The sequence below is a fragment of the Stutzerimonas stutzeri genome (assembly GCF_038561965.1).
Taxonomy (GTDB): Bacteria; Pseudomonadota; Gammaproteobacteria; order Pseudomonadales; family Pseudomonadaceae; genus Stutzerimonas; species Stutzerimonas stutzeri_AA.
Map to the genome: position 1 here is coordinate 4,774,304 of NZ_CP139348.1, position 26,412 is coordinate 4,800,715.

A 26,412-nucleotide genomic window follows, 5' to 3' on the forward strand; every position below is an offset into this window, starting at 1 on the left:
GTTGTCCGTCTTTCAGAAAGCACAAAGCCGCCGGCCTGTCAGGGCCGGCGGCTGGTTTATTGATCAGAACTGATGCGTGATGGTCGCCACGACATTGCGCTCCGCACCTAGGTAGCACGAGGACGCGTTGTAGCAGGACGCCACATAGTACTCATCGGTCAGGTTGTTGGCGTTGAGGCGTACGGATGTGCCTTTCAGCCCGACTCGACCGAGGTCATAGCCGATGGAGGCGTCGAACAGTGTGTAGGACGGCACTTTGAAATCATGCGCATCGTTGCCCCAGCTGTAACCGACATAACGCGCGCCAGCACCAATGTTCAAACCCGCCAACAGCTCATCGGCGAAATTGTAGTCAGCCCACAGGCTCGCCATGCGCTCCGGTGTTTGATATGGGGTGTTGCCTTTTGCGTCAACAACCCCACCCGCCGAGTTATAGGCGTAATAACTCTTGCTGTACTCCACATCGTTAAGCGTGACGCTGCCGAGCAAACGCAGATTTTGCGTTACGCTTACCCGAGCCTCAAGCTCAACTCCTCGCGACTTCACACCGCCGACGCCTTTATAGAAGTTATCAGTGACTAGACTGTTCTCCTTGGCGAATAGATTCTCCATGTCGATCGTGAAGAATGACAGGGTATACAGGTCGTCACTGCCGACCGGCTGGTACTTCACGCCGGTCTCCCACTGCTTGCCAGTAGTCGGCTCCAGTATTTGAGCGCCACTGGAATAGTTGGACGTCGGATTGAAAGAAGTCGAATAACTCAGGTAGGGGGAAATGCCGTTTTCAAACGCATAGAGCACTCCGACATGGCCGCTAAGCTTCTCGCCCTGATTTGCATCCTTGCCGCGAACCGCATCATCGATCGAGACGTCATACCAGTCTTGGCGTAGGCCTAACGAAAGATTCCAACTGCCCAGTTCAATCAGGTCTTGTACATATAGTCCGGCCTGCTTCTGTCGACGTAATGCATTACTACTGACAGCGAGGTCGGACAACGCGTTATCTGGGTAAATTGGGTTAGCGATGTCCAGTGGGCTTACCGAAGTGAAATCAAATTCATCAAGTGTTTTGTTCTTGGTGTACTGATAATCCAGACCGAACACGACAGTATGAAGTGCTGAGCCAGTGGCAAACTCCGATTGCAGCATGTTATCTACTATCCATGCATGCAAACTTTCCTCGCCACCACTGAAACCGCGATATAGCAGGTCGCTCGTGGCGCCGTAATAACCACTCTGCCAGACCTGACTGTTTTCAACTTCCGCATCCAGATAACGGACATTCTGCCGCGCACTCCATACATCGTTGAATCGGTGCTGGAACTCGTAGCCAACCATGGTCTGCGTACGCTTGAACTCTTCAATATCCGGATCGCCTTCGAAGAAACTACCGGATAAGCGACGGCCGTTACGTTTATCCAACGTTCCGGAAGCCGGCAGACTTCCGTGATACCCACCGTTGGGGTCGCGCTGAAGATAGGCATAGAGATTGAGACTGGTGTCTTCACTGAGGTTCAGCGTCAGACTAGGCATAAGCGTGTAGCGGGTTTCTTCGACATAGTCGACTTGGCTATCAGCGTCTTTCGCCACACCGACTACGCGATAGGCAATATTTTCATTCAGTGGTCCGGTGACATCGAAGCCGAGGCTCTTATAGTCGTTGCTGCCGTAAGTCAGATCGATGCGAGCGGCATCGGTGAACTGCGGCCGCTTGGTCGTCAGCGACGCCAACCCACCGGGATTGCTGCGGCCATACAGAACCGAAGACGGCCCCTTGAGCACGTCGATACGCTCGATGAAATAAGGATCAATCTGCAAGCTGCTGTATGAGCCAGGATCACCCATGGACTTCAAGCCGTCGATGATGATGTTGTCGACCGAACCATCATTAATCCCGCGCATCGCCAAGTAGTCGTAGCGTCGCGTGTTGCCATAGGGGTTGCTGAGTACGCCCGGGGTGTAACGCACAGCTTCAGCAACGGTCATCGAACCCTGCTTGTCGATCTGCTCGCGCGTTACCACGGAAACGCTTTGCGAGGTGCGCACCAACGGCATACTGGTCTTGGTCGCCACGCTGCTATGCGTGGCGTTATAGCCCTCCATCGAGCCCAGCGCGTTGCCCAGGGCGAAGCCTTCTACGGTCATCGGTTGCAACTCGACGGCGCCGGTCTGCGCCGTGCGGCGCGCCAGCGAGTAGTTGCCTTGGCCGTCGCGTACGGTCTGCAGGCCGCTGCCCTGCAGCAGCGCGGCGAAACCATCGTCAACGCCGTACTGCCCCTGCAACCCGTTCGATTGCAGGCCTTGCAGCAGGCTGCCGTCCACCGAGAGCAACACCCCCGCCTCGCCGGCGAAGCGGCTAAGCGCGCTGGATAGCGGGCCGGCGGGGATGTCGTAGCTGCGTACCGTCTGCTGGGTCGCAGACTGAGCCAGAGCAACGCCAGGCACGACGCTAGCCAGCGGCAAACACAGCAGCGCGGCACGAATGCCGAGCGCCAGGGCGCGGGAGCGATTGGGAATGAACGGCAAGGCGGTCGAGCGCATGGGTGTTCCTGTTCGAGTGACGGATTTAGCCCTATGCCCGACCAGATTCAAGAAAGGGAACTGCGGATGCGAATATTTTTTATTCGCGTCCGTATTGCGTCATGCATCGACTCGCTTCGCGGCAGGTTCGAGGCTGACCCACCAGGCCATGCGCCGCTCGATGCGCACCGGCAAGGTCGCCGCCAGGGCCTCCAGGACACGTTCGGTGTCGCCCAGGGGAAAGGCTCCGACTACGCGCAGATCGGCGATCCGCGGGTCACAACCGAGGTAGCCGTGGCGATAACGCGACAGCTCAGCGAGAAAGTCTTCCAGGCGCTGGTTGTCGGCCAGCAATACGCCGCTGGCCCAGGCTTGATGCTCGGCCCGGGCTGCCGTCAGCGGGGCGACATGACGGCTGCCGAAGTCGGTCTGCTGGCCGGCACTCACGCGGGTGGTAGCAAAGCCATCGAGCTGGATATCCACCACGCCAGTGAACACGCTCAGGCGGGTCCTGCCGTCCTCCTGGCGCAGCGAGAAGCGCGCTGCCTGCTCGCTGCGCACACGCCCTTCGCGGCTATTAAGCAGCAGCGGTCGCGCACGCTGGCTGGCGGGGGCATCAATCAGCAGCTCGCCGCGGTAAAGCGCCAACGACCGCGCGTTCGCGTCAAAGGCAATATCAACCGCCGTATCGGTATTGAGCCAAAGGTGCGAGCCATCAGCCAGACGTAGATCGCGCACTTCGCCGACCGCGGTGCGTTCATCCGCGGACCACTGTCGCCACGGCAGCGAGCCGCCAGCCAGACTGAGCGCAGCGCCGCCACAAAGCACGGATAGCACTTTCAGTGCCTGCCGCCGGCTCGGCTGGTGGCCGTGCAGCATGACCCCAGCAGTTCGCCCGACGGCATCGCTTGCCAACGGCTGGAACTGGCCACTGATGCGCTCGACTCTGGCCCAGGCCTGGGCATGCTCCGGCCGCTGCAGCCACGCAGCCCAGGCATCCCGCTCACCAGCGCTGGCCGAACCGGACTGCAGCACAGCAAACCATTTCGCTGCTTCCTGCAGCACGCGGTAGTCGATGCCCATCAGTCCTCCGCTACCAGCATCAAGCAATGCAACATCGCTTGCGCCATGTACTTCTTAACCATGCGTTCGGACACGCCGAGTTCGACGGCAATTGCGGCATAGGTCATGCCCTGCAGCTGGGACATGAGAAAAGCGCTGCGGACCTTGGCCGGCAGCTGGGCCAGCATGGCGTCGATCTGCAGCAGGGTTTCGACGATCAGCGCCTGCGACTCCGGCGACGGCGCCACCGGCTCGGGCTGCAGCGCCAGCGCGTCGAGATAGGCCTGCTCGATCTGCCGACGCCGCCAGTGGTTGATCAACAAGCCTTTGGCGATGGTATGCAGATACGCTCGGGGCTCGCGGATGGCGCTCATGTCCGCGTCCTTGGTCATTACCCGCACGAAAGTATCCTGTGCAAGGTCGGCGGCCCGCTGATTGCAGCCCAGCTGGCGCCGCAGCCAGCCGTTCAGCCAGCCGTGATGATCGCTGTAGAGCCGATGCAGCATCTGCTGCCGAACCATACCTTCAGTGGCCATGCCGCCTCCCGTGAGCGCTGCAGGCTTTAATGCTAACGCTTCTCAACAACATAAATCCACGAACAATCGCTGCAGCTGATCGACCAGATGATCGGCCGCGATCCTGGCGCCGCGTTGCCGAAGCTCGGCTAGGCTTGAAGAAACCAACGATTGCCGGAGAAAGCACCATGACATACCTGCCCCGCCTGGCCGTTCTTGCGGCCCTGTCACTGACCCTGCTGCCCGCCCACGCACAGAAGATCCTGCCCGGCCTCTGGGAATTCAGCAGCGGCGACATTCAGGTGGATGGACAGCAGATGCCGGGCATGGACGCGATGCTGGCGCAGATGCAGAACCTGCCTGCCGATCAGCGCCGGATGATGGAAGAGATGCTGGCGGCACAGGGCGTACAGCTGGGCAGCAAGGGCGTGCAGATCTGCCTGAGCAAGGCACAGGTCGAGGCGGACGAACTGCCCTTCCAGGACGACCCGGCCTGTACCCAGGAAATCACCGAGCGCAGCGACAAGATGTGGAAGTTCCGCTTCGAATGCCCCGACGCTCGCGGCCAGGGTGAGACGCGCTTTGTCAGCAACAAGGAATTCGTCAGTACCGTGAGCAGTGAATACCGTCAGGGCACCGAGACCGGAAGCTCACGGATCGAATCCCATGCGCGGTGGGTCGCCGAGGACTGCGGCACGCTGAAGCCGGCACGCTGAGCGCCGATGGGCCTAGGTTCCACGTGAAACCCCCATGGATACTGGGGTTGAGCTATTGGTCCGCCCATGCGCCCTGGCTGTTCTGCTCGCATGCTGGCTGGAGAAAACGCGCGTCGCTAGCGACGCCGTAGTAATGGATGTCCTGGCGATAGGGCATGTTTGAAACCTGGGCATTGCGGCAGATGCCGAACGCGCCATCCGGGCACTGCTCGACGAACTCCACCTTGACCTCGTGATCCTTCAGCTGCGGCTGACAGAAGCCGCTGCGAAACAGCTCGGCGGGAATATTGATATTCGCCTGACACAGCGTCACTTCTACCCTGTCGTCGTGGCTGTGAATGACGCAGGCCTCGGCCATGACGTCGCCAGTAACGAGCGCGCCGCAAACGGCTGTCAGCAAGAACGGTAACCGCACGATTTCATCCCTCTTCCAATCGCGGCGACTTTATCACGGGCAGGCTTTTTTCCTTCCAGCCGCAACGCAAAATGCGCACCATAGCCGCCATGCTCGAACATATCCCGACCCATCTCATCGCCGGCCCGCTGGGCGCCGGCAAAACCAGCCTGATCCGTGAGCTGCTCAGCCAGAAGCCGGCTGACGAGCGCTGGGCGGTGCTGATCAACGAATTCGGTCAGATCGGCCTGGACGCCGCGCTGCTGAGTACCGGCGAAGACGGCGTTACCCTGGCCGAAATCCCCGGCGGCTGCCTGTGCTGCGTCAACGGTGTGCCATTCCAGGTTGGGCTTGCCCGGCTGCTGCGGCAGGCAAAACCGGATCGATTACTGATCGAACCCTCCGGCCTGGGGCATCCGGCCGAGCTGCTGCGCCAGCTCGGGCAGGCACCGTGGCTCACGGTGCTGGCCGTTCAGCCGACCGTGCTGGTGCTGGATGCCGATGCCCTGCGCCGCGGCCAGGCGCTACCCGATAGCCAACAACATGCATTGGCTGACGCCGGTCTGTTGCTGATGAACAAGAGCGAATCGCTCGACGAAACAACGCGCAAAGAACTGACTGAAAAACTGCCGCAACGCCCGCTGTTCTGGACCAGCCAAGGCCGGCTGCCCATCGACAAGCTGCCGGGAATCGACGCGCGAGCCAGCGAGCAATCGCAGGTAGCCACGCTGCCGACGGGCCCGGCAACGCTGCCGCATATCTGGCTCGACCCCACCCAGCCGATCTGCCAGGTGCAGGCGACACCGGATAACTGGAGCATCGGCTGGCGCTGGCACCCGAGCCAGCGTTTCGATCTCGACCAGCTTGCGCAATGGCTGTCGCGCTGGCCCTGGCTTCGCGCCAAGCTGGTCGTCCATGGCCGCAGCGGCTGGCAGTCGGCCAATGCGCTGGACGGCCAGGCCCTGACGTTCAAAAGCAGCGAGTGGCGCAGAGATTCGAGGTTTGAGCTGATCTTCAGCGAGCCTCAGCCACAGGCCGAGCTGGAACGCGCCATGGAAGGCTGTCGTATCCGCGATTGAGCGCTCAGTCGCCTGGGCGGCGCCAGTCGTCCAGCTGGATCACCCGTCCCGGCTCCTCCTTGGGCTGGAATGGATGAGCGGCCAGTTCGATACGACCGACCTGCGCACCGAACATGACAATGGTGCCCGGATGGCGCTGCTCACCGGTGACGGTGAACTCGAAACCGTAGATGCGCGCGAGCCGGCGCTGGCCACGCGCATCGGCCAGCAATGTCAGTTTGCGAAAGGCGACATTGCCGTCGAGCAGCTCGACATCGACCTTCTTGCAGTGCCGACGTACCGCCAGCAGGGCACGCTCGCGTATGCCATGGGAGTGCCACAGCCAGGCGCCGGCCGCTGCCAGCAGCATGAACAGGAAAAGATTGCTCAGAGTCAGCATGGGATTTCGGAAAGTGACCGGCGGGCGCACAGCTTAGCAGGCGGTCGCCGAGCTGCCGTGCCGATGCTGACGTTCATCCGCCTCAGCTTTCCAGCCAGACGTCGCGAGCCCAATGCCAGACCGACTCCCAGGTTTCCTCGGTCAGCTCGGTCTCGTCGCCGCTCCACAGCGTGACCTCGCCGTCCAGATCGACCACGTAGTAGTCACGGCCGTCCTGGCAGATCGGGATGAGATCGCGCGGCACACCGGCGTCCCAAGCGTTGGCGGCAACTTCCGGCAGGTAGGTATGCGACTGCGGGTCGGTGGCGGTGACCGGCTCCAGGCGCCCGTAAATCACATCGCTGACCTCAAGCAAGAACTCACGCAAGCCGAACGGCAGATTGATCAACAGCTGCTCTTCGATCTCCACCAGCAGATCGTCGGTTGGCAGCTCTAGCGGCACCGGTACCGGCTCGTTGAGTTCGCGCAGCTGTTCGATAACTTCTTCCACACCCACCTCCTGTCGTATGCCCCCAGGCAAGGCCCCGTTTATACAGTCCGCTGGATTGGCGAGCCAGTTCTGTCGCGTTAAAGTGCATAGCCAAGCAAAACACTCGGTTAAGACTTTCCCTGCAACCCGCACGATCAATCTGCACAATCGCAGACGTTAGGTAGCAACTTGCATTGGTGCCTGCCCGTCATATCCGGTCCGTACCGGCCTGAACAAGGACACGCAATGACCACTACCGAAGCCTCGGACCTGCGCCAGGCCATCGACCGATGCGCTGACGAACCCATCCATATTCCCGGCAGCATCCAGCCCCACGGTTTTCTGCTGGTGGTCAGCGAGCCCGAACTGCGCGTGCAGCAGGCCAGTGAGAACATCCGGCATTGGCTCGGGATCGACGCCCAGTCACTGCTCGGCCAGCCGCTTTCCACCCTGCTACCGACGCCGCGTATCGAGGCCGGCCTGAAAGTGCTGACGGACGATGACCACAACCCGTTCCACCTGAGCGATGTGAACTTCCGCCTCGAGGGTTCGGCCGATCAGACCTTCGCCTTGCTCGGGCATCGCCACGGCGGCCGCCTGATCCTCGAGTTTGAGCGCGCCGACAACGCACATCAGGCCTACGATGAGCTGTATCCGTTGATGCGCACCTTTGTCGTTCAACTGCAGGAGACGCGCGAACTCGAAGCGCTGTGCCACCTGGCAGTCCGAGAGGTCAAGCGCATCACTGGCTTCGGCCGCGTCAAGGCGTACCGTTTCGACGCCGAGGACAACGGGCTGGTGCTGGCGGAGGTCGCCGATCCCGGTTACCCGAGCTACCTGGGGCTGTGCTTTCCTGCAGCAGACATTCCGCAACAGGCGCGCCGCCTGTATCGGGAAAACCTGATCCGCGTGATTCAGGATGCCAACTACACGCCCTCGCCTCTGGTGCCGGCACTCGATCCGAATTCGCGTGCGCCGCTGGACCTGAGCTTCGCCGCGCTGCGCAGCGTATCGCCGGTTCATCTGCAGTACATGCGCAACATGGGCACGCTGGCGTCGATGTCGATCTCCATCGTCATCCGCGACCGGCTGTGGGGGCTGATCTCCTGCCATGACGCCGAACCTCGCGCGGTCAGCTACCAAACCCGTACCGCCTGCGAGCTGCTCGGGCGCATCCTCTCGCTGCAGATCGAGGCACGGGAAACGGAAGCCCTGTCACAGCGCAAGCTGGGATTGCGCCAGCAGATCGTGCATCTGCTTTCGGCCATGGCCGACCGTGACAGCGTGGTCGCGGGCTTTCGCCACCTGCCCGAAGTCGTGCTGGGCTTCGCTGCTGCTGACGGCGCTGCGATCATTTCTGCGGACAAATGCGAAACCGTCGGCACGACACCCGACAACGAGCAGATCCTGCAGCTGACGCGCTGGTTGGGCGAACGGCGCGACCAATTGATTTTCCATAGCGACTGCATCAGTCGTGACATCCCAGACATGCCGGCCTTGGCCGAGCAGAGCGCCGGGATCATGGCCATCTCCATCTCCCGTCTGCACGCGCATTACCTGATCTGGTTCCGCCGCGAGCAAATCAAGACCGTCAACTGGGCCGGCCAGCCGGAGAAGCGCATCGACCGCGAAAGCGGCGCGCTCAGCCCGCGGCACAGCTTCGAGCAGTGGCAGGAAACCTTGCGTGGCTATGCGCAACCCTGGGATCAGGTGGTGATCGAAGGCGCGCTGGAACTGCGTAACGCCGTGCTCGGCATCGTCCTGCGCAAGGCCGAGGAAATGGCCCAGCTGGCCGGCGAGCTGCGCGCCAGCAACAAGGAACTGGAGGCGTTCTCCTACAGCGTTTCCCACGACCTGCGCGCGCCGCTGCGGCATATCGCTGGCTATACCGAACTGCTCAGCGAAACCGAAGGAGGCCAGCTGAGCGAGCGCGGCGTGCGTTTTCTCGACAACATCGCCGACGCGGCACGCTTCGCCGGCACCCTGGTGGACAACCTGCTGAGTTTTTCGCAGATGGGCCGTTCGGCTTTGCGTCTGTCGGATGTCGATCTCGCTGCCCTGGTCGCCTCGATTCGTGAGGAGCTGGCGCCTGACTGTGAGGGCCGTCAGATCGAATGGCACCTGTTGCCGATGCCGATCGTCGTGGCCGATGCAGCCTTCATACACATGGTGTTGCGCAATCTCATCGACAACGCGGTCAAGTACAGCCGCACCCGCGATGTGGCCGTGATCGAGGTGGGCGCCGAGCAACGCTCCGGCGAGGTCGTGGTCTACGTGCGCGACAACGGCGTCGGCTTCGACATGCAGTACGCCGGCAAGCTGTTCGGCGTATTCCAGCGGCTGCATCGCATGGAAGAGTTCGAAGGCACCGGTATCGGCCTGGCAAGCGTGCGCCGAATCATCGAGCGTCACGATGGCCAGGTCTGGGCTGAAGGCCAGCTGGACAAGGGCTCCACCTTCTATTTCTCGCTACCTAAACTGACCTATACGTCGTCCCTTCCGGACCGAGACATTTGAATGCTGAAACCGATACTGCTGGTTGAAGACAATCCCCACGACCTGGAACTCACGCTGATCGCGCTGGAGCGCAGCCAGCTGGCCAATGAAGTGGTGATCATGCGTGACGGCGCCGAAGCGCTGGATTATCTGTTGCGCACCGGCACCTATGCCGAGCGGGCCGATGGCAATCCAGCGGTATTGTTGCTCGACCTCAAACTGCCCAAGGTCGACGGGCTGGAAGTGCTCAAAACGGTACGCGACACCGCCGAGCTGCGCAGCATTCCGGTGGTCATGCTGACCTCATCGCGGGAAGAACCCGACTTGATGAAAGCCTACGAACTCGGGGTGAACGCTTACGTGGTCAAACCGGTCGAATTCAAGGATTTTGTCGCTGCAATTTCCGACCTCGGGATTTTCTGGGCGGTGCTCAACGAGCCGCCACCTGGTTCCCTGCGACTCAAGCGCGTACGCAGCAAAGAAGAAAAGCACTGAACGAGCCTCTGCCCGTCACCGTCTGGCGGGCCGTTACGACTCCTGCATCCTCGACTGGATAGATATGCCAGCGTCAAAGAACATCAGCGTCCTGTTCATCGAGGACAGCCCGCACGACGCGGAACTGGCCCAGCTGGCTCTGGAGCGCAGTGGCTACACGTTGCATACCGAACTGGTCTACAGCCACGCCGGTGTCGTGGAAGCACTGCAGCGACGATCGTTCGATCTGATTCTGGCGGACTTCATCCTCCCCGGTTTCTCCGGTAGCGAGGCGTTGCAGGAAGCGCAGCGGCTAGCGCCGCAGACGCCCTTCATCTTCCTCTCCGGGGTATTCGGCGAGGAGCATGCGGTCAATATGATGCGCTCTGGCGCCGTCGACTACGTGCTCAAGCAGAACCTCGGTTTCCTGCCCAAAGCGGTGGAACGGGCGCTCGCCGAAGTCAACGAACGTCGCCGCCGGCTGCAGGCCGAGCAGGCGCTGCGGGAAGTGGAAGTACGTGCGCGCCTGGCCATCGACGCGGCGCGGCTGGGCATGTGGGACTACGAGCCGCAGAGCGAAACGCTGATCTGGGACGCACGCTGTCGAGCGATGCTCGGCCTGGATACTCACACAGCGGTGGACATGCCCTTGTTCGAGCGGCTCTGCCACCCGGAGGATCGCGGACAGGTACGCGAACAGATCGACCGCGCCATTTCAGGTGAAGACGCAGGCGAGTTCTGCACCACCTACCGCGTGCTGTTCGATGACGGCAGCCTGCGCTGGATGGAAACCCGCGGCCAGGCATTTTTCGAAGGCGGGCAATGCACGCGCTTCGTTGGCGTGGTGATGGATATCACTGAGCAACAGCTGGCGACCCAGACACTCAAGCAACTGAACGAAACCCTCGGCGAGCGCGTACAGGAACGAACTCGCGAGCGCGACCGCACGTGGGAGTTGTCACGCGATCTGCTGGCAGTGACTCACCTGGACATGATGCCGGTGGCGCTCAACCCGATGTGGGAGCTCGCGTTCGACTTTCCGCTCGAACGTATGATGCAGCATTCACTGACCTGGCTGGTGCACCCGGACGATCTGCAAGCGACCCTGGATGAAAACGCTCGCGTAGCGCGCGGCAAGGTCACCAATCGCTTCGTCAATCGCCTGCGCCATCGCGACGGCAGCTATCGCTGGTTGTCCTGGACCGCGGTAGCAGACGCTGGCCGTATCTATTCGGCGGCGCGCGACATCACCAGCGAGATCGCCGCGGTCGACAAGTTGGCTGAAGCCAACCGTGAGCTGCGCGCGCAGATTCAGGAGCGCGAGCGTGTCGAAGCTACATTGCAGCAGTTGCAGCGCCTCGAAGCGGTCGGTCAGCTGACTGCAGGCGTCGCTCATGACTTCAACAACCTGCTCACCGTCATCCTGACCAGCGCGAGCTTTCTGCAGAACGACCTGCAACAAGGCGCCCCCTTGGAACGCAGCTTGCGACGCCTGCAGTACATCCGCGAATCCGGCGAGCGCGGCGCCACACTGACCAGCCAGCTGCTCGCCTTTGCCCGCCGTCAGCAGTTGACACCCACTGCGATCGACCTCAACGACACCCTGCTCAGCCTGCTCAGCCTGCTGAAGAGCACCCTCGGTGGCAGCGTCAGCATCGAAACCGACACCCAGGCCAATATCTGGCACGCACTGGTCGACCCGACGCAGATCGAGATGATCATTCTCAACCTGGCGATCAATGCCCGCGACGCGATGGGCGACAGCGGTCGACTGACCCTGGGTACGCGCAATGTCGCGGTTACCGAACCGGCGCTGCGCGCCGAGGACCCGAGCCCAGGGGACTATGTCGTGCTGTCAGTGACCGATACCGGCACCGGCATGAGCGAAGAGGTTCTAAGCAAGGCCTTCGAACCGTTCTTCACTACAAAGGAAGTCGGCAAGGGCTCGGGGCTGGGGCTGGCCCAGGTGTTCGGTTTTGCCAAGCAGTCCGGCGGTGGTGCACGCATCGAAAGCCGTCCCGGCGCCGGTACCACGGTCAAGGTGTTCCTACCCCGCACCGAGCCGCCAGAAACACTGGAGCCGAGCGCCGCGATAAGCGCCGACACCCATCAGGATAATGGTCAGCACCGTATTCTGTTGGTGGATGACGATCACAGCGTGCGCGAGGTGACGGCGCAGATGCTGCAGAACCTTGGCTTCGCAGTCACCGAAGCGGAAAGCGGTGAGCATGCCTTGCAGCTACTCGGCACAGGCGTCGAGGTGGATCTGTTGCTGGCCGACTTCGCCATGCCTGGAATGAATGGCGGCGAGCTGGCACGGGCGGTGCGGGTACGTTATCCCGAGCTGCCGGTGATATTCGTGACGGGCTATGCCGAGCTGTGCGAACTGGGCCTGGTCGGATACTCGATCATCCAGAAACCATTTCGTGAAGAGCAGTTGGCAAGCAAGATTCACCTCGCATTACGAGAAGGCAGCCTGGCCGATGGCTGAGCTACGGGCGCGCCTCAGACAGGCGACGGCAACGCTGCACGAGCAGGTCGATTCCGCCTTCTCCGGCTTCGCGCTGGATCAGCCGGACGACTATCGCCGCTTTCTACGTGCTCACGCCCGCGTGCTGAACGCCACGGAACTCTCCTTGGAGCGGGCCGGTATCGCCGAATTGCTCGACGACTGGCCGACACGTGCACGTCGTCATGCGTTGTTGGCCGATCTGGCTGAACTGGACTGCCCTTCCCCTCCGCCGCTGCAGGCGCCGCAGATAAGCGGCATCGCCAGCTGCTGGGGCGTCGCCTATGTGCTGGAAGGATCGCGGCTGGGCGGACGCGTACTCGCCCGCCGGATACGGCAGGCCGATCCGAGCGCACCGGTTCGTTACCTCGAGCATGGCGACGTCTCGAAGCTCTGGCCGAACTTTCTCACACGGCTGGAACAGGCGGCGCCCGGCTGTGCCTGGGAGCCGATGCTGGCTGCTGCCCAAGCGACCTTCGAGCTATTCGCCGACGCCGCGGTAGTGGAGCGAGGCTGCGAATACGGCTAAATGTAAAAGGCCCCGAAGGGCCTTTTAATTTTTCGCGCGCGCTCTCTGCTGGCTAGAACCTGCGATCACTCCACCGTTACGGACTTGGCCAGGTTGCGTGGCTGGTCGACGTCGGTACCGCGCAGGACGGCCACGTAATACGACAGCAGCTGCAGTGGCAGCGTGTAGAGGATCGGGGCCAGTACATCGTGGATATGCGGCATGCTGACGATGAACGTGCCCTCGCCATCTTCGATGCCTGCCTCACGATCGGCAAAGACGATCAACTCGCCGCCACGGGCGCGCACTTCCTGCAGGTTGGACTTGAGCTTTTCCAGCAGCTCGTTGTTCGGCGCCACCGTGACCACCGGCATGTCCGCATCCACCAGCGCGAGCGGCCCGTGCTTAAGCTCACCAGCCGGATAAGCCTCGGCATGGATGTAGGAGATTTCCTTGAGTTTGAGCGCACCTTCCATCGCCACCGGGTACTGTGCACCGCGGCCAAGGAACAGGGTGTGGTGCTTTTCAGCGAAGTGTTCGGCGATCTTCTCCACCGTTGTATCCATCGCCAGCGCCTCGCCCAGACGGGTCGGCAGGCGGCGCAGTTCATCCACCAGCTCCGCTTCCAGCACCGGGGACAAGGTGCCACGGACCTGCCCTAGCGACAGCGTCAGCAACAACAGACCGACAAGCTGGGTGGTAAATGCCTTGGTCGATGCCACACCGATTTCCGGGCCGGCCTGCGTCAGCAACGTCAGATCCGATTCACGCACCAGGGAGCTGATACCGACATTGCAGATCGCCAGGCTGGCCAGATAACGGCCCTCCTGCTCGGTGCGCGCCTTGGCATTGCGCAGCGCTGCGAGTGAATCTGCGGTTTCCCCAGACTGGGAGATGGTGACGAACAGGGTGTCGGGCTGCACCACGACCTTACGGTAGCGAAACTCACTGGCAACCTCGACCTGGCACGGAATACCAGCCAGCTCTTCGAGCCAATACCGGGCCACCATGCCGGCGTGATAGCTGGTGCCACAGGCGACGATCTGCACATTGCGCACCTTGGCGAACAGCTCGGCGGCCTGCGGTCCGAACGCCTGCACCAGCACCTGATGGTCCCCGAGCCGGCCTTCCAGGGTGCGCTGCACCACCTTGGGTTGCTCGTGGATTTCCTTGAGCATGAAGTGGCGATACTCGCCCTTGTCCGCCGCTTCGGCACCTTCGTGGTACTGCACGGCCTCGCGCTGGACCGGCTGGCCGTCGACGTCCCAGATCCGCACTTCATCGCGGTGGATCTCGGCGATGTCGCCTTCCTCCAGATACATGAAGCGGTCGGTAACCTGACGCAGCGCCAACTGATCCGAGGCGAGAAAGTTCTCACCCAGCCCGAGGCCGATCACCAGCGGGCTGCCACTGCGCGCGGCAAGCAGGCGGTCCGGCTGCCTGGCATTGATCACCGCCAGGCCATAGGCGCCGTGAAGCTCCTTGACCGCAGCCTTGAGCGCAGCGGTCAGGTCGCCGAGCGTTTCGAGCTTATGGTGCAGCAGATGCACGATGACTTCGGTATCGGTATCGGACAGGAACACGTAGCCCATGCCCTTGAGCTGGGCGCGCAGCGCCTCGTGATTCTCGATGATACCGTTGTGCACCACGGCCAGATCGTCGCCGGAGAAGTGCGGATGGGCATTGCGCTCGCAGGGCGCACCGTGCGTCGCCCAGCGGGTGTGCGCGATACCCAGGCGCCCCACCAGCGGCGTCTGCTGCTGAGCCAATTCCAGTTCGGCGACCTTGCCGTTGCGGCGCAGGCGCTCCAGCGTCCCGCTGTCATTCAGCACGGCAACGCCGGCGCTGTCGTAGCCACGGTATTCCAGGCGCTTCAGGCCTTCGAGAAGGATCGCGGTGATGTTGCGTTCGGCGACGGCGCCAACGATGCCACACATACTCAGGTCTCCAGATTGGTTTCGACGGCCACGCAGATCAATTTGACGCCACGGGCCTGGATGCTGGTGCGCGCCTCGTCGCTGAGGCGCTCATCGGTGATCAGGGTGTGTACGCTGCCCCAGGGCAGCTCGAGATTGGGGATGCGTCGACCGATCTTGTCGGCCTCGGCGAGCACGATGACTTCGCGTGCCACATCGGCCATCACTCGGGACAACCCTAGCAGTTCGTTGAAAGTGGTAGTGCCGCGCTCCAGGTCGATGCCATCGGCGCCGATGAACAGCTGGTCGAAGTCGTAGGAACGCAGCACTTGCTCGGCCACCTGGCCCTGGAACGACTCTGAATGCGGATCCCAGGTGCCCCCCGTCATCAGCAGTACGGGCTCATGCTCAAGTTCGCGCAGGGCGTTGACCACGTTCAGCGAATTGGTCATCACCACCAGGCCGTGCTTGTGGCCTAGCTGCGGAATCATCGCCGCAGTGGTAGTGCCGCTGTCGATGATGATTCGTGCGTGCTCTCGGATGCAGCCAACCGCGGCGCCGGCAATGGCTTGCTTGTACGGCGAGACGGGATGCACGCTGTCGCCGATCAGCTCTTGGGGCAGCGACACAGCACCGCCGTAGCGACGCAGCAACAGGCCATTCTTCTCCAGCGCAGCAAGGTCCTTGCGGATCGTGACTTCCGAGGTCTCGAAACGCCGCGACAGCTCGTCCACACTGACTTCGCCACGCTCGGTAAGCAGCGAAAGAATGGCGTGACGGCGTTGCGGAGTGTTGCGTTTCGACATTTGAATGTTTCGATTCGAAAGTTAATGCCGCGAATCAAAACATAAGGATGGATAACTCGCAAGCTTGCGGTACGGCGAGCAAGCGTACAGGCCAACCGGTTCATCCGGCGGGTCGGTGGGCCGAGCCCACTCTGAACCCGCTTAGAACGGTTCCGCCTCAACGACAAATTACGTTTTTTTCACCGGGCGCTGCCAACCTTCGATATTGCGCTGGCGCCCGCGGCCCAGCCCAAGAGTGTTCGCCGGTACGTCCTCGGTGATGGTCGAACCAGCGCCGGTTGTCGCGCCATCGCCTAGCGTCAATGGCGCCACCAGAGAGCTGTTGGAACCGATGAAAACGTCCTCGCCCATCACCGTCTTGAACTTGTTCGCGCCATCGTAGTTGCAGGTGATGGTGCCAGCGCCAATGTTGGTCCGTGCACCAATTTCGGCATCGCCCAGGTAACTGAGGTGACCGGCCTTGGCGCCCTCGCCCAGCGTCGCGTTCTTCAGCTCGACGAAGTTGCCCACATGCGCTTTGGCACCTAGGATGCTGCCGGGACGCAGCCGTGCGAACGGACCGCAATCCGCGCCCTCACCGACTACCGCGCCCTCAAGATGGGAGTTGGCCTTGATGATCGCGCCGCGGCGCAAGGTACTGTCCTTGATCACGCAGTTCGGCCCGATCTGCACATTGTCTTCAATGACCACCGTGCCTTCGAGCACCACGTTCACGTCGATCAGCACATCCCGTCCTACACTGACCTCACCACGTAGATCGAAGCGCGCCGGATCGCGCAGCGTTACACCCTGGGCCATCAAACGGCGTGCGGCGCGATGCTGGTAGTGCCGCTCGAGCTCGGCAAGCTGAATTCGGTCGTTGGCGCCCTGCACTTCCATGGCATCGCGCGGCTGCTCGGTGGCCACGCGCAAGCCATCGGCCACGGCCATGGCGATCACGTCGGTCAGGTAATACTCGCCCTGGACATTGCTGTTGGACAGGCGGCCCAACCATTCGCCGATGCGGCTGCCTGGCACAGCGAGAATGCCCGTGTTGCCTTCACGAATCGCCTTCTGCGCATCGCTGGCATCCTTGTGCTCGACGATGGCCTGCACCTCGCCGCGCTCGTCGCGAACGATCCGGCCATAGCCGGTTGGGTCATCCAGCGCTACCGTCAGCAGCGCCAGCTGCTCGGGCGAAACCTTCTGCAGCAGGCGCTGCAATGTCTCGACTTCGATAAGCGGTACGTCGCCATAGAGGATCAACACACGCTCGGCTGACAGGTGTGGCAGTGCCTGCGCCACGGCATGCCCGGTGCCCAGTTGCTCAGCTTGAACCACGTAATTGAGGTCATCGCCGCCCAGCCGTTGGCGCACCTGTTCGGCACCGTGACCAATGACCACCTGAATGCTCTTTGGCTGCAGCGCACGCGCGGTGTCGACGACATGCCCAAGCATGGATTTGCCGGCTACCGGGTGCAGCACCTTAGGCAGCGCCGAACGCATACGTGTGCCCTGGCCGGCGGCGAGAATGACGATATCGAGAGACATGCAGCGATTCCTGAACGGTATCGGCCCGGCAGTTCACCCGCGCGTGTGTCCCGGGTGCGACTGGCATCGGTGCCGTCAAATGGCAGAAAAAGAAAAAGGGTAGCCAAGGCTACCCTTTTACTCGTGCGCGATGAAGCCGCTTGCCGATCAGTGTCGGCCGTACTTCTTGCGCATCTGCTCGATGGTACGCAGCTGAGCTGCGGCCTCGGCCAGACGAGCGGCCGCGGAGCCGTAGTCGAAATCCGCGCCCTTCTCGTGCAGCGCCTTCTCGGCAGCTTTGACGGCGGCCTGAGCAGCAGCCTCGTCGATGTCCTTGGCGCGGGTAGCGGTATCGGCGAGAACCTTCACCATGTTCGGCTGAACTTCAATGAAGCCGCCGGAGATGTAGAAGATCTCCTCGTTGCCACCCTGCTTGATCACTCGCACCGGACCCGGCTTGAGATCAGTCAGCAAAGGAGCGTGGCCAGGCAGAATGCCCAGGTCACCCAAATGACCATGGGCGATGACCATCTCTACCAGCCCCGAGAACAGCTCTTCTTCCGCACTGACGATGTCGCAGTGGACTGTCATAGCCATACTTATGCCTCGGTAATGAGCGCAGCTGGAAGCGGCTGCCGCCAGCTGAGCTTATTGGCGCCCGCAAGCGGGCGCGCCAGTTACAGTTTCTTGGCTTTCTCGATGGCTTCGTCGATACCGCCAACCATGTAGAACGCCTGCTCCGGCAGGTGATCGTAATCACCGTTGAGAATGCCGGCGAAGCCACGGATGGTTTCTTTCAGTGAAACGTACTTGCCAGGCGAACCGGTGAAGACTTCGGCCACGAAGAATGGCTGGGACAGGAAGCGCTGGATCTTACGAGCACGAGATACCAGCTGCTTGTCGGCTTCGGAGAGCTCATCCATACCGAGGATTGCGATGATGTCCTTAAGCTCTTTGTAGCGCTGCAGCACGTACTGAACGCCGCGAGCGGTATCGTAGTGCTCCTGGCCAATCACGTTGGCGTCCAGCTGGCGCGATGTGGAGTCGAGGGGATCGACCGCCGGGTAGATACCCAGGGAGGCGATGTCACGCGACAGAACCACGGTGGCGTCCAAGTGGGCGAAGGTGGTCGCCGGAGACGGGTCGGTAAGGTCGTCCGCAGGTACGTAGACGGCCTGAACGGAGGTGATCGAACCGCTCTTGGTGGAGGTGATGCGCTCTTGCAGAACGCCCATTTCCTCGGCCAGAGTCGGCTGATAGCCCACCGCGGACGGCATACGGCCCAACAGCGCGGACACTTCGGTACCGGCCAGGGTGTAGCGATAGATGTTGTCGACGAACAGCAGAACGTCCTTGCCTTCATCGCGGAACTTCTCGGCCATAGTCAAGCCGGTCAGTGCTACGCGCAGACGGTTTCCTGGCGGCTCGTTCATCTGGCCGTAGACCAGCGCAACCTTGTCCAGAACGTTGGAATCCTTCATCTCGTGATAGAAGTCGTTACCTTCACGAGTACGCTCACCCACACCGGCGAACACGGAGTAACCGCTGTGCTCCATCGCGATGTTACGGATCAGTTCCATCATGTTTACGGTCTTGCCAACACCGGCACCACCGAACAGGCCGACCTTACCGCCCTTGGCGAACGGGCAAACCAGGTCGATAACCTTGATGCCGGTTTCCAGCAGCTCGTTGCCGCCCGCCTGTTCGGCATAGCTCGGCGCCGCGCGATGGATACCCCAGCGCTCTTCTTCACCGATCGGACCGGCTTCATCGATGGGGTTGCCCAGTACGTCCATGATCCGACCCAGCGTGGCAGTGCCTACCGGTACGGAGATGGCAGCGCCCGTGTTGGTGACGTCCAGACCACGCTTGAGGCCTTCGGTCGAACCCATGGCAATGGTACGGACAATGCCGTCACCCAGCTGCTGCTGAACTTCCAGGGTGGTTTCAGCGCCAGTCACTTTCAGCGCGTCATAGATACTCGGTACCACATCGCGCGGGAATTCCACGTCGATAACGGCGCCGATGATTTGAACGATACGTCCGCTACTCATGTTTGGTTCCTCTGAATATTTGAACCGTTCTTAAACCGCGGCAGCGCCGCCGACGATTTCCGAAATTTCCTGCGTGATCGCAGCCTGACGGGCCTTGTTATAGACCAGTTGCAGATCGCTGATCAGATCACCGGCGTTATCGGTTGCGTTCTTCATGGCGATCATTCGGGCGGCCTGTTCGGCGGCACCGTTCTCGACCACGGCCTGGTAGACCTGGGACTCGATATAGCGAACCAGCAACGCATCCAGCAACAGGCGGGCGTCGGGTTCGTACAAGTAATCCCATTTGCCTTTCGGCGCAGTCTGATCGTCACCCGCCGCCAACGGCAGCAGCTGCGCTACGGTCGGCTTTTGCGTCATGGTGTTGATGAACTTGTTCGACACCAGGTAGAGACGGTCCAGACGGCCCTGATCGAAGGCATCCAGCATGACCTTGACGCTGCCGATCAGATCATTGATCGATGGCTCTTCGCCAAGCCCGCTGACTGCTGCGACCACATTGCCGCCAAAGCTGCGGAAGAAGCTCGCGCCCTTAGTACCGATCACGCACAGGTCGGCTTCCACCTTGCTGTCGTGCCACTCCTTCATGTTCTTGATCAGCGCCTTGAACATGTTTGTGTTCAAGCCACCGCACAGGCCACGATCGGAAGAGACGACGATGTAACCGACGCGCTTGACCGGACGCTCCACCATGAACGGATGACGGTATTCCGGGTTGGTATTGGCCAAATGGCCGATTACCTGCTGAATCCGCTCCGCATAGGGGCGGCTGGCAGCCATGCGCATCTGTGCCTTGCGCATCTTGCTGACCGCCACCTTTTCCATGGCGCTGGTGATCTTCTGCGTGCTTTTGATGCTCGCAATCTTGCTGCGAATCTCTTTTGCGCCTGCCATTTGACACCTATCGGGTTAGCAAGCAGGAGCCTCGCGGCTCCCGCTGCGGCTTACCAGGATTGGGTGGCCTTGAACGACTCGATTCCAGCCTTGATGCCGGCGTCGATTTCGTCGTTGAAGTCGCCCTTCACGTTGATCTTGTCCAGCAGAGCAACGTGCTCATGGTGGAAATAGGCAATCAACGCCTGTTCGAAGGCGCCAACCTTGGCCACTTCGATGTCCTGCAGGTAGCCACGCTCAGCTGCATACAAAGACACCGCCATGTCGGCTATGGACATCGGCGCGTACTGCTTCTGCTTCATCAGCTCGGTAACACGCTGACCATGCTCGAGCTGCTTGCGGGTTGCTTCGTCCAGGTCGGACGCAAACTGGGCGAATGCCGCCAGTTCACGGTACTGAGCCAGTGCGGTACGAATGCCACCAGAAAGCTTCTTGATGATCTTGGTCTGCGCGGCGCCACCGACGCGGGATACCGAAATACCGGCGTTAACAGCCGGACGGATGCCTGCGTTGAACATCGACGACTCGAGGAAGATCTGACCGTCGGTGATCGAGATCACGTTGGTCGGAACGAACGCGGAAACGTCACCAGCCTGGGTTTCGATGATCGGCAGAGCGGTCAGGGAACCGGTCTTGCCTGTCACGGCGCCATTGGTGAACTTCTCGACGTACTCTTCGGAGACACGCGATGCGCGCTCAAGCAGACGGCTGTGGAGATAGAACACGTCGCCCGGGTAGGCTTCACGTCCTGGCGGACGACGCAGCAGCAGGGAGATCTGGCGATAGGCGACAGCCTGCTTGGACAGATCGTCATAAACGATCAGCGCATCTTCACCGCGGTCACGGAAGTACTCGCCCATGGTGCAGCCGGCGTAAGGAGCCAGGAACTGCAGCGCAGCGGATTCGGATGCCGATGCAGCAACGATGATGGTGTTAGCCAGGGCGCCGTGCTGCTCGAGCTTGCGCACCACGTTGGCGATGGTCGACTGCTTCTGACCGATCGCCACGTAAACGCACTTGATGCCGCTGTTGCGCTGGTTGATGATCGCGTCGATGGCCAGTGCGGTTTTACCGATCTGACGGTCGCCAATGATCAGCTCGCGCTGGCCGCGGCCAACCGGGATCATCGCATCGACCGACTTGTAGCCGGTCTGTACAGGCTGGTCGACCGACTTACGCCAGATCACGCCGGGGGCAACCTTTTCAACCGCGTCAGTAGCCTGCGCGTTGACCGGGCCCTTGCCGTCAACCGGGTTGCCCAGTGCGTCGACAACGCGGCCGAGCAGTTCCGGACCTACCGGGACTTCAAGGACGCGGCCAGTGCACTTGGCGCTCATGCCTTCGGTCAGGCTCTGGTAGGCACCCAATACCACGGCGCCGACGGAGTCCTGCTCCAGGTTCAAAGCCATGCCGAAAACGCCGCCAGGGAATTCAATCATCTCCCCGTACATAACGTCGGCCAGGCCGTAAATGCGCACGATACCGTCAGAAACGCTGACGACGGTACCTTCGTTGCGCGCTTGAGCAGACACATCGGAACTACCAATGCGCTGCTTTATGATTTCACTAATCTCGGAAGGATTCAGTTGCTGCATGCCACGACCCTCAAATCAGGATTTCAACGATTCGGCCAACTGGCTCAGTTTGCCGCGGACCGAACCATCGACAACCACATCGCCGGCGCGGATAACAACGCCGCCGATCAGCGCAGGGTTCACGACCTGCTGGGGGTTGACGGTACGATCTAGCCGCTTCGACAAGGCGGCAGCCAAAGTTTGGAGTTGTGCAGGGGTCAGCTCGAAAGCTGTCTGCACTTCAACGTCGAGTGTCTTTTCAGCTTCAGCCTTGAGTTCCTCGAATAGCTCCCGAATGGTCGGCAACACGTCCAGACGATCGTTATCGCCCAGCGTGGAGACGAAGTTTCGGAACGCTTCATCAATGTCGCTACCGAAGAGCTGAACCAACGACTGGACCTTGCTATCGCTGGTCAGACGCGGATTTTTCAGCAATTCGGCAACTTGGGGAACTTCAACAGCGACCGCAGCCAGGCTCAACATGCCCGACCAGGCATCAATCCGGCCAGCCGCGCTGGCGAACTCGAAAGCGGCCTTTGCGTATGGCCGAGCAAGCGTCTGGGTATTGATCATCGCTTGCCTCGCTTAGAGTTGGGAGGCCAGTTTTTCGACCAGATCGTTGTGTGCCTTGGCGTCCACCTGGGACTCCAGAATCTTCTCCGCACCCATGACAGCCAACACGGCTACCTGGTTACGCAGTTGCTCCTTGGCACGATTCACTTCCTGCTCGATCTCGGCGCGGGCGCCGGCTACCAGTCGCTCGCCTTCGACGCGCGCCTGTTGCTTGGCATCCTCAACGATGGCGTTGGCCTGCTTGTTGGCCTGCTCAAGAATCTGGGCAGCTTGCCCCTTGGTCTCACGGAGGGTGTTGGAAACCTTTTCCTGAGCCAACTTTAGGTCTTGCTGCGCACGGCCTGCGGCGTCCAGTCCTTCAGCGATTTTCTTCTGGCGTTCTTGCATGGCCTTGGTGATTGGCGGCCATACGTACTTCATGCAAAACCAGACGAAAATAGCGAAGGCGAACGTTTGACCGAACAGCGTCAAGTTAATGTTCACAGCGATATACCTCGTGCTATCTCGTTCGACGCGGTTGTCAATTCCACGGCAACGGGGCTCGCCATGCGAACCCCATCAGGAACCGGAAAAGTCTTAAGCAGCGACAACGAAGATGAGGTACATCGCGATACCAACACCGATCATCGGTACGGCGTCGAGCAGACCAGCCATCAGGAAGGTCTTGGTCTGCAGCTGAGGAGCCAGCTCGGGTTGACGAGCAGTGGATTCCAGCAGTTTGCCACCCAGCAGGGCGAAGCCGATGCCGGTACCCAGGGCACCCAGACCGATCATGATAGAGGCGGCGATGTAGACGAGTTCCATGTAAAGCTCCTGAAGCTAAGGGGTTAAGGTTTTCTTGGTAAAGCGAAACAGTTGCAACGGTTCAGCTGTTACGGCGTGAGTTCGGCATGTCCATGATCCTCATGGGCAGAACTCAGGTACACCACGGTCAGAACCATGAAAATGAACGCCTGAAGCGGGATCACCAGGATGTGGAAGATCGCCCAGGGCACATTCAGGGTCCACTGCACGTAGAACGGCAGCAGCGCGATGAGGATGAACACCACCTCACCGGCGTACATGTTGCCGAACAGACGCAGCGCAAGGCTGAGCGGCTTGGTCAGCAAACCGAGGATTTCCAGGAACAGGTTGAACGGCACCAGGGACCAGTGATTGAACGGGGTGAATGCCAGTTCCTTGCTGAAACCACCCAAGCCCTTGACCTTGACGCTGTAGAACAGAATCAGGATGAACACGCCGAGCGACAGACCGAACGTACCGTTCGGGTCGGCGGTTGGGACGATCTTGAAGTAAGGGAGGCCAAGCAGACTTGCTAGACCCGGGATGTAGTCGACCGGAATCCACTTCAGGCTGTTCATCAAGAACACCCAGACGAAGATGGTCAGAGCCAGAGGTGCGATCAGCGCGTTGCGCCCATGGAACGTATCCTTCACCACGCCTTCAACAAATTCGACGCACATTTCCACGAAGTTCTGCAGGCGACCCGGAATACCGGCGGTAGCGCCTTTGGCGGCCATACGGAAAACCAGGATGAAGATCAGGCCCATGAACAGCGACCAACCAAGCGTATCGAGGTGGACTGCCATGAAGCCCATGTCGCGCGCTTCCAGACCAGTCTGAGCGATGGTCCAGGTGGCCTGATCGAGAACGGAGCCATCAGCACGCTCGTAACCTACCGGCAATTTGCCGTAAGTCAGGTTTTGCAGGTGGTGCTGGATATATTCAGCAGGGGTACTCGCCATAAACGCCTCAATGCTCAATGCTTCGGATTGTTTTTCATCAGCAGGAGCGCGCTTGCTCCGACTCCCAGAACCAGCAGATAGCCGGCAAACAAGGCGATCGGTTCCAGCGGTTTCACTCCCACGAACACCAACGCAAACAGCGCTGCTGCCAGAATCTGTTTACCCATCTCGCCAGACCAGAAGGACTGGATGATCGCCTGGGTCGAACGTGCGCCAAAGTAACGAAAGGCCTTGTATGCGAAATACACGTTCGCCGACAGCGCAATCAAACCACCGCACAGCGCGGAGTAGCCGGCGACAATACCAAAAATCAGGCCACATGAGACAGCGGTCACTACTACGACCATCGCCTGCATCAGCAATACGCGAAAAGCCGGAAGACGATGGAAGGGTGTTCTGTTGCGTATGTTCACCGGATTTCCATCACTGCAGCGGGCCGCGTAAATAATTGTCCGCAGTCAAAAAAGCGCCGCGAGTATAGGAGCAGGCCAGCCGTGGTTCAACACTCCGGTAGTATTTTCCGACCGGCACTACAAACAATTTGTATCAACGAATGTGCGCCAATACGCCCTGCAATTCGTCCAACGAACTGTAGCGGATAACCAGCTGCCCCTTACCCCTCTGCCCGTGCTTGATCTGCACCGGCGAGCCCAGGCGCTCAGCCAGGCGCTGTTCCAGGCGGCTGATGTCGGGATCAACCTTGGTCTCGGCCTTCGGTGCTTCCTTGCTGGTTAACCATTGGCGGACAAGGGCTTCGGTCTGGCGGACGGTCAGCCCCCGTGCGACAACATGCCGCGCGCCTTCAACCTGCTGTTCGGCCGGCAAGCCGAGCAGCGCGCGCGCATGGCCCATCTCCAGGTCGCCGTGGGACAGCAGCGTCTTGATCTCTTCCGGCAAGGCGATCAGACGCAAAAGATTGCTCACCGATACGCGCGACTTGCCGACCGCATCGGCGACTTGCTGCTGGGTCAGCTGGAATTCCTGCTGCAACCGTTGCAGCGCAACGGCCTCTTCGATCGGATTGAGATCTTCGCGCTGGATATTTTCAATCAGCGCCATGGCGATGGCGGCTTCGTCGGGAACCTCGCGGACCAACGCCGGGACGCTTTCCAGTCCGGCCTGCTGACTGGCACGCCAGCGGCGCTCACCGGCGATGATCTCGAAACGCCCACCGCTGACCGGGCGCACGACGATCGGCTGCATCACACCGTGGTTCTTGATCGACTGCGCCAGTTCCTCGAGCGCTTGCGGGTCCATGTCGCGGCGTGGCTGGTATTTGCCGCGTTGAACCAGATCCAGCGGCAGATGCTGGAGTTCACGGGTGTCGACCTTGGCGGCCTCTTCCTGCATCGCCGTGGCGCTGGCGCCGCCTAGCAGGGCATCGAGCCCCCGTCCTAGACCTCTTTTCTTGGTCGCCATGAATAGTCCTTATGCGGGGGCACCACGAGCCGCCTGTCGCTGGCGTCGCGACAGTTCGCCGGCCAGGGCCAGATAGGCCAGAGCGCCCTTGGATTGCTTGTCGTAGACCAGCGCCGGCATGCCATGGCTGGGTGCCTCGGCGAGCCGGACGTTGCGCGGAATTACGGTGTCGTAGAGCTTGTCGCCGAAATGCGCCTTGAGCTGTTCGGATACGTCATTGGTCAGGCTGCTGCGTGGGTCGTACATGGTGCGCAGCAGACCTTCGATCTTCAGGCTCGGATTCAGTGCCTGGCCGATGCGCTGGATGGAGCTGACCAGATCGGTAAGCCCTTCAAGCGCGTAATACTCGCACTGCATGGGAATGATCACGCCATCAGCGGCAGACAGTGCGTTGACGGTCAGCATCGACAGCGACGGCGGGCAGTCGATGAGGATGTAATCGTAGTTCTCACGAACCGGCGCCAGCGCCTCGCGCAGTCGTTTCTCCTTGGCCGGCAGATTCAGCAACGCCACTTCGGCAGCGGTCAGATCACGGTTGGCCGGCAACAGCTGATAGCCGCCATGCTCGGAAAACTGCATGGCATCCACCAGGCTGCATTCGCCGATCAGTACGTCGTAGATCGAGTACTCCAGGCCGAGCTTATCCACACCGCTACCGGTGGTGGCATTGCCCTGGGGATCGAGGTCGATCAACAGCACCCGCCGGCGTGTGGCAACCAGCGAAGCCGCGAGGTTGATGCAGGTGGTGGTCTTGGCGACACCGCCCTTCTGGTTGGCAATGGCGAAAACTTTAGCCATGGT

General features: G+C 60.9%; 26 protein-coding genes. 6 read left to right on the forward strand and 20 right to left on the reverse strand.

Translation table 11 applies throughout. The annotated features are described in order from the left end of the window. Positions 1-63: 63 nt before the first annotated feature. The 3 genes from SM130_RS22110 to SM130_RS22120 all read right to left on the reverse strand — a co-directional run bounded on the left by SM130_RS22110 (position 64) and on the right by SM130_RS22120 (position 4,118). Positions 64-2,541, reverse strand: a complete 2,478-nt coding sequence (locus SM130_RS22110; RefSeq protein ID WP_102826766.1) for a TonB-dependent siderophore receptor — start codon at positions 2,539-2,541, stop codon at positions 64-66. 99 nt (positions 2,542-2,640) lie between these two features. Then, positions 2,641-3,603, reverse strand: coding sequence for a FecR domain-containing protein (locus SM130_RS22115; RefSeq protein WP_102826765.1), 963 nt, complete (start codon positions 3,601-3,603; stop codon positions 2,641-2,643). Further along, positions 3,603-4,118: a sigma-70 family RNA polymerase sigma factor gene (locus SM130_RS22120; RefSeq protein ID WP_102826764.1), complete on the reverse strand. Its 516-nt coding sequence runs from the start codon at positions 4,116-4,118 to the stop codon at positions 3,603-3,605. The genes SM130_RS22115 and SM130_RS22120 overlap by 1 nt, the downstream gene beginning before the upstream one ends. A 167-nt stretch (positions 4,119-4,285) precedes the next feature. Between SM130_RS22120 and SM130_RS22125 the strand changes: the two genes are divergently transcribed. After that, positions 4,286-4,813 carry a DUF3617 domain-containing protein gene (locus SM130_RS22125; RefSeq protein WP_102826763.1) on the forward strand — a complete coding sequence of 176 codons (528 nt, stop codon included), beginning with the start codon at positions 4,286-4,288 and terminating at the stop codon, positions 4,811-4,813. A 52-nt stretch (positions 4,814-4,865) separates the two neighbouring features. Here SM130_RS22125 and SM130_RS22130 read toward each other — a convergent pair whose 3' ends face one another. After that, positions 4,866-5,228, reverse strand: coding sequence for an NADH:ubiquinone oxidoreductase (locus SM130_RS22130; protein WP_102826762.1), 363 nt, complete (start codon positions 5,226-5,228; stop codon positions 4,866-4,868). A 71-nt stretch (positions 5,229-5,299) separates the two neighbouring features. Here SM130_RS22130 and SM130_RS22135 point away from each other — a divergent pair, with 71 nt between their 5' ends. After that, positions 5,300-6,286 (forward strand): CobW family GTP-binding protein, encoded by a 987-nt coding sequence (locus SM130_RS22135; RefSeq protein WP_102826761.1) that lies wholly within the window; start codon positions 5,300-5,302, stop codon positions 6,284-6,286. Between the two features lie 4 nt (positions 6,287-6,290). Here SM130_RS22135 and SM130_RS22140 read toward each other — a convergent pair whose 3' ends face one another. Continuing rightward, the gene (locus tag SM130_RS22140; RefSeq protein WP_102826760.1) at positions 6,291-6,665 is read right to left on the reverse strand and encodes a DUF3301 domain-containing protein; all 375 of its coding nucleotides are present in this window, start codon (positions 6,663-6,665) and stop codon (positions 6,291-6,293) included. 82 nt (positions 6,666-6,747) lie between these two features. Then, on the reverse strand, positions 6,748-7,155 hold the full coding sequence (locus tag SM130_RS22145) for an SMI1/KNR4 family protein (RefSeq protein WP_102826759.1): 408 nt from the start codon (positions 7,153-7,155) through the stop codon (positions 6,748-6,750). Positions 7,156-7,380: 225 nt separating this feature from the next. Between SM130_RS22145 and SM130_RS22150 the strand changes: the two genes are divergently transcribed. From SM130_RS22150 to SM130_RS22165, 4 genes are all read left to right on the forward strand, one after another. After that, the gene (locus tag SM130_RS22150) at positions 7,381-9,651 is read left to right on the forward strand and encodes an ATP-binding protein (RefSeq protein ID WP_102826758.1); all 2,271 of its coding nucleotides are present in this window, start codon (positions 7,381-7,383) and stop codon (positions 9,649-9,651) included. Continuing rightward, entirely contained in the window at positions 9,652-10,125 is a 474-nt protein-coding gene (locus SM130_RS22155) for a response regulator (RefSeq protein ID WP_102826757.1), read from the forward strand. Between the two features lie 64 nt (positions 10,126-10,189). Beyond that, positions 10,190-12,595, forward strand: coding sequence for a response regulator (locus tag SM130_RS22160; protein WP_102826756.1), 2,406 nt, complete (start codon positions 10,190-10,192; stop codon positions 12,593-12,595). Further along, complete coding sequence (locus SM130_RS22165) at positions 12,588-13,142, forward strand: biliverdin-producing heme oxygenase (RefSeq protein WP_102826755.1); 555 nt, start codon at positions 12,588-12,590, stop codon at positions 13,140-13,142. The genes SM130_RS22160 and SM130_RS22165 overlap by 8 nt, the downstream gene beginning before the upstream one ends. Positions 13,143-13,207: 65 nt before the next feature. On the opposite strand, the gene glmS is transcribed toward SM130_RS22165, so the two are convergent. The 14 genes from glmS to SM130_RS22235 all read right to left on the reverse strand — a co-directional run bounded on the left by glmS (position 13,208) and on the right by SM130_RS22235 (position 26,409). Continuing rightward, on the reverse strand, positions 13,208-15,058 hold the full coding sequence (gene glmS, locus SM130_RS22170; protein ID WP_102826754.1) for a glutamine--fructose-6-phosphate transaminase (isomerizing): 1,851 nt from the start codon (positions 15,056-15,058) through the stop codon (positions 13,208-13,210). A 2-nt stretch (positions 15,059-15,060) separates the two neighbouring features. Beyond that, positions 15,061-15,843, reverse strand: a complete 783-nt coding sequence (locus tag SM130_RS22175) for a DeoR/GlpR family DNA-binding transcription regulator (RefSeq protein ID WP_102826753.1) — start codon at positions 15,841-15,843, stop codon at positions 15,061-15,063. A 168-nt stretch (positions 15,844-16,011) separates the two neighbouring features. Continuing rightward, positions 16,012-17,373, reverse strand: coding sequence for a bifunctional UDP-N-acetylglucosamine diphosphorylase/glucosamine-1-phosphate N-acetyltransferase GlmU (glmU, locus tag SM130_RS22180; RefSeq protein WP_102826752.1), 1,362 nt, complete (start codon positions 17,371-17,373; stop codon positions 16,012-16,014). A 147-nt stretch (positions 17,374-17,520) separates the two neighbouring features. Continuing rightward, positions 17,521-17,949, reverse strand: coding sequence for a F0F1 ATP synthase subunit epsilon (locus tag SM130_RS22185; protein WP_102826751.1), 429 nt, complete (start codon positions 17,947-17,949; stop codon positions 17,521-17,523). An 80-nt stretch (positions 17,950-18,029) separates the two neighbouring features. Continuing rightward, positions 18,030-19,406: a F0F1 ATP synthase subunit beta gene (gene atpD, locus SM130_RS22190; RefSeq protein WP_102826750.1), complete on the reverse strand. Its 1,377-nt coding sequence runs from the start codon at positions 19,404-19,406 to the stop codon at positions 18,030-18,032. Positions 19,407-19,436: 30 nt separating this feature from the next. Beyond that, positions 19,437-20,300 (reverse strand): F0F1 ATP synthase subunit gamma, encoded by an 864-nt coding sequence (gene atpG / locus SM130_RS22195; protein WP_102826749.1) that lies wholly within the window; start codon positions 20,298-20,300, stop codon positions 19,437-19,439. Positions 20,301-20,350: 50 nt separating this feature from the next. Beyond that, positions 20,351-21,895: a F0F1 ATP synthase subunit alpha gene (gene atpA, locus SM130_RS22200; RefSeq protein WP_102826748.1), complete on the reverse strand. Its 1,545-nt coding sequence runs from the start codon at positions 21,893-21,895 to the stop codon at positions 20,351-20,353. Positions 21,896-21,910: 15 nt separating this feature from the next. Continuing rightward, positions 21,911-22,447 carry a F0F1 ATP synthase subunit delta gene (locus SM130_RS22205; protein WP_102826747.1) on the reverse strand — a complete coding sequence of 179 codons (537 nt, stop codon included), beginning with the start codon at positions 22,445-22,447 and terminating at the stop codon, positions 21,911-21,913. Positions 22,448-22,459: 12 nt separating this feature from the next. Beyond that, the gene (locus tag SM130_RS22210) at positions 22,460-22,930 is read right to left on the reverse strand and encodes a F0F1 ATP synthase subunit B (protein WP_019340922.1); all 471 of its coding nucleotides are present in this window, start codon (positions 22,928-22,930) and stop codon (positions 22,460-22,462) included. Positions 22,931-23,023: 93 nt separating this feature from the next. Next, positions 23,024-23,251 (reverse strand): F0F1 ATP synthase subunit C, encoded by a 228-nt coding sequence (gene atpE, locus SM130_RS22215; protein ID WP_019340921.1) that lies wholly within the window; start codon positions 23,249-23,251, stop codon positions 23,024-23,026. A 68-nt stretch (positions 23,252-23,319) separates the two neighbouring features. Next, entirely contained in the window at positions 23,320-24,192 is an 873-nt protein-coding gene (gene atpB / locus SM130_RS22220) for a F0F1 ATP synthase subunit A (RefSeq protein ID WP_102826746.1), read from the reverse strand. Positions 24,193-24,206: 14 nt separating this feature from the next. Beyond that, positions 24,207-24,605 (reverse strand): F0F1 ATP synthase subunit I, encoded by a 399-nt coding sequence (locus tag SM130_RS22225; RefSeq protein WP_102826745.1) that lies wholly within the window; start codon positions 24,603-24,605, stop codon positions 24,207-24,209. Positions 24,606-24,738: 133 nt separating this feature from the next. Further along, a complete protein-coding gene (locus SM130_RS22230) occupies positions 24,739-25,611 on the reverse strand; it encodes a ParB/RepB/Spo0J family partition protein (protein WP_102826744.1) in 873 nt (290 codons plus the stop codon). 9 nt (positions 25,612-25,620) lie between these two features. After that, a complete protein-coding gene (locus SM130_RS22235) occupies positions 25,621-26,409 on the reverse strand; it encodes a ParA family protein (RefSeq protein ID WP_102826743.1) in 789 nt (262 codons plus the stop codon). Between the last annotated feature and the right edge of the window lie 3 nt (positions 26,410-26,412).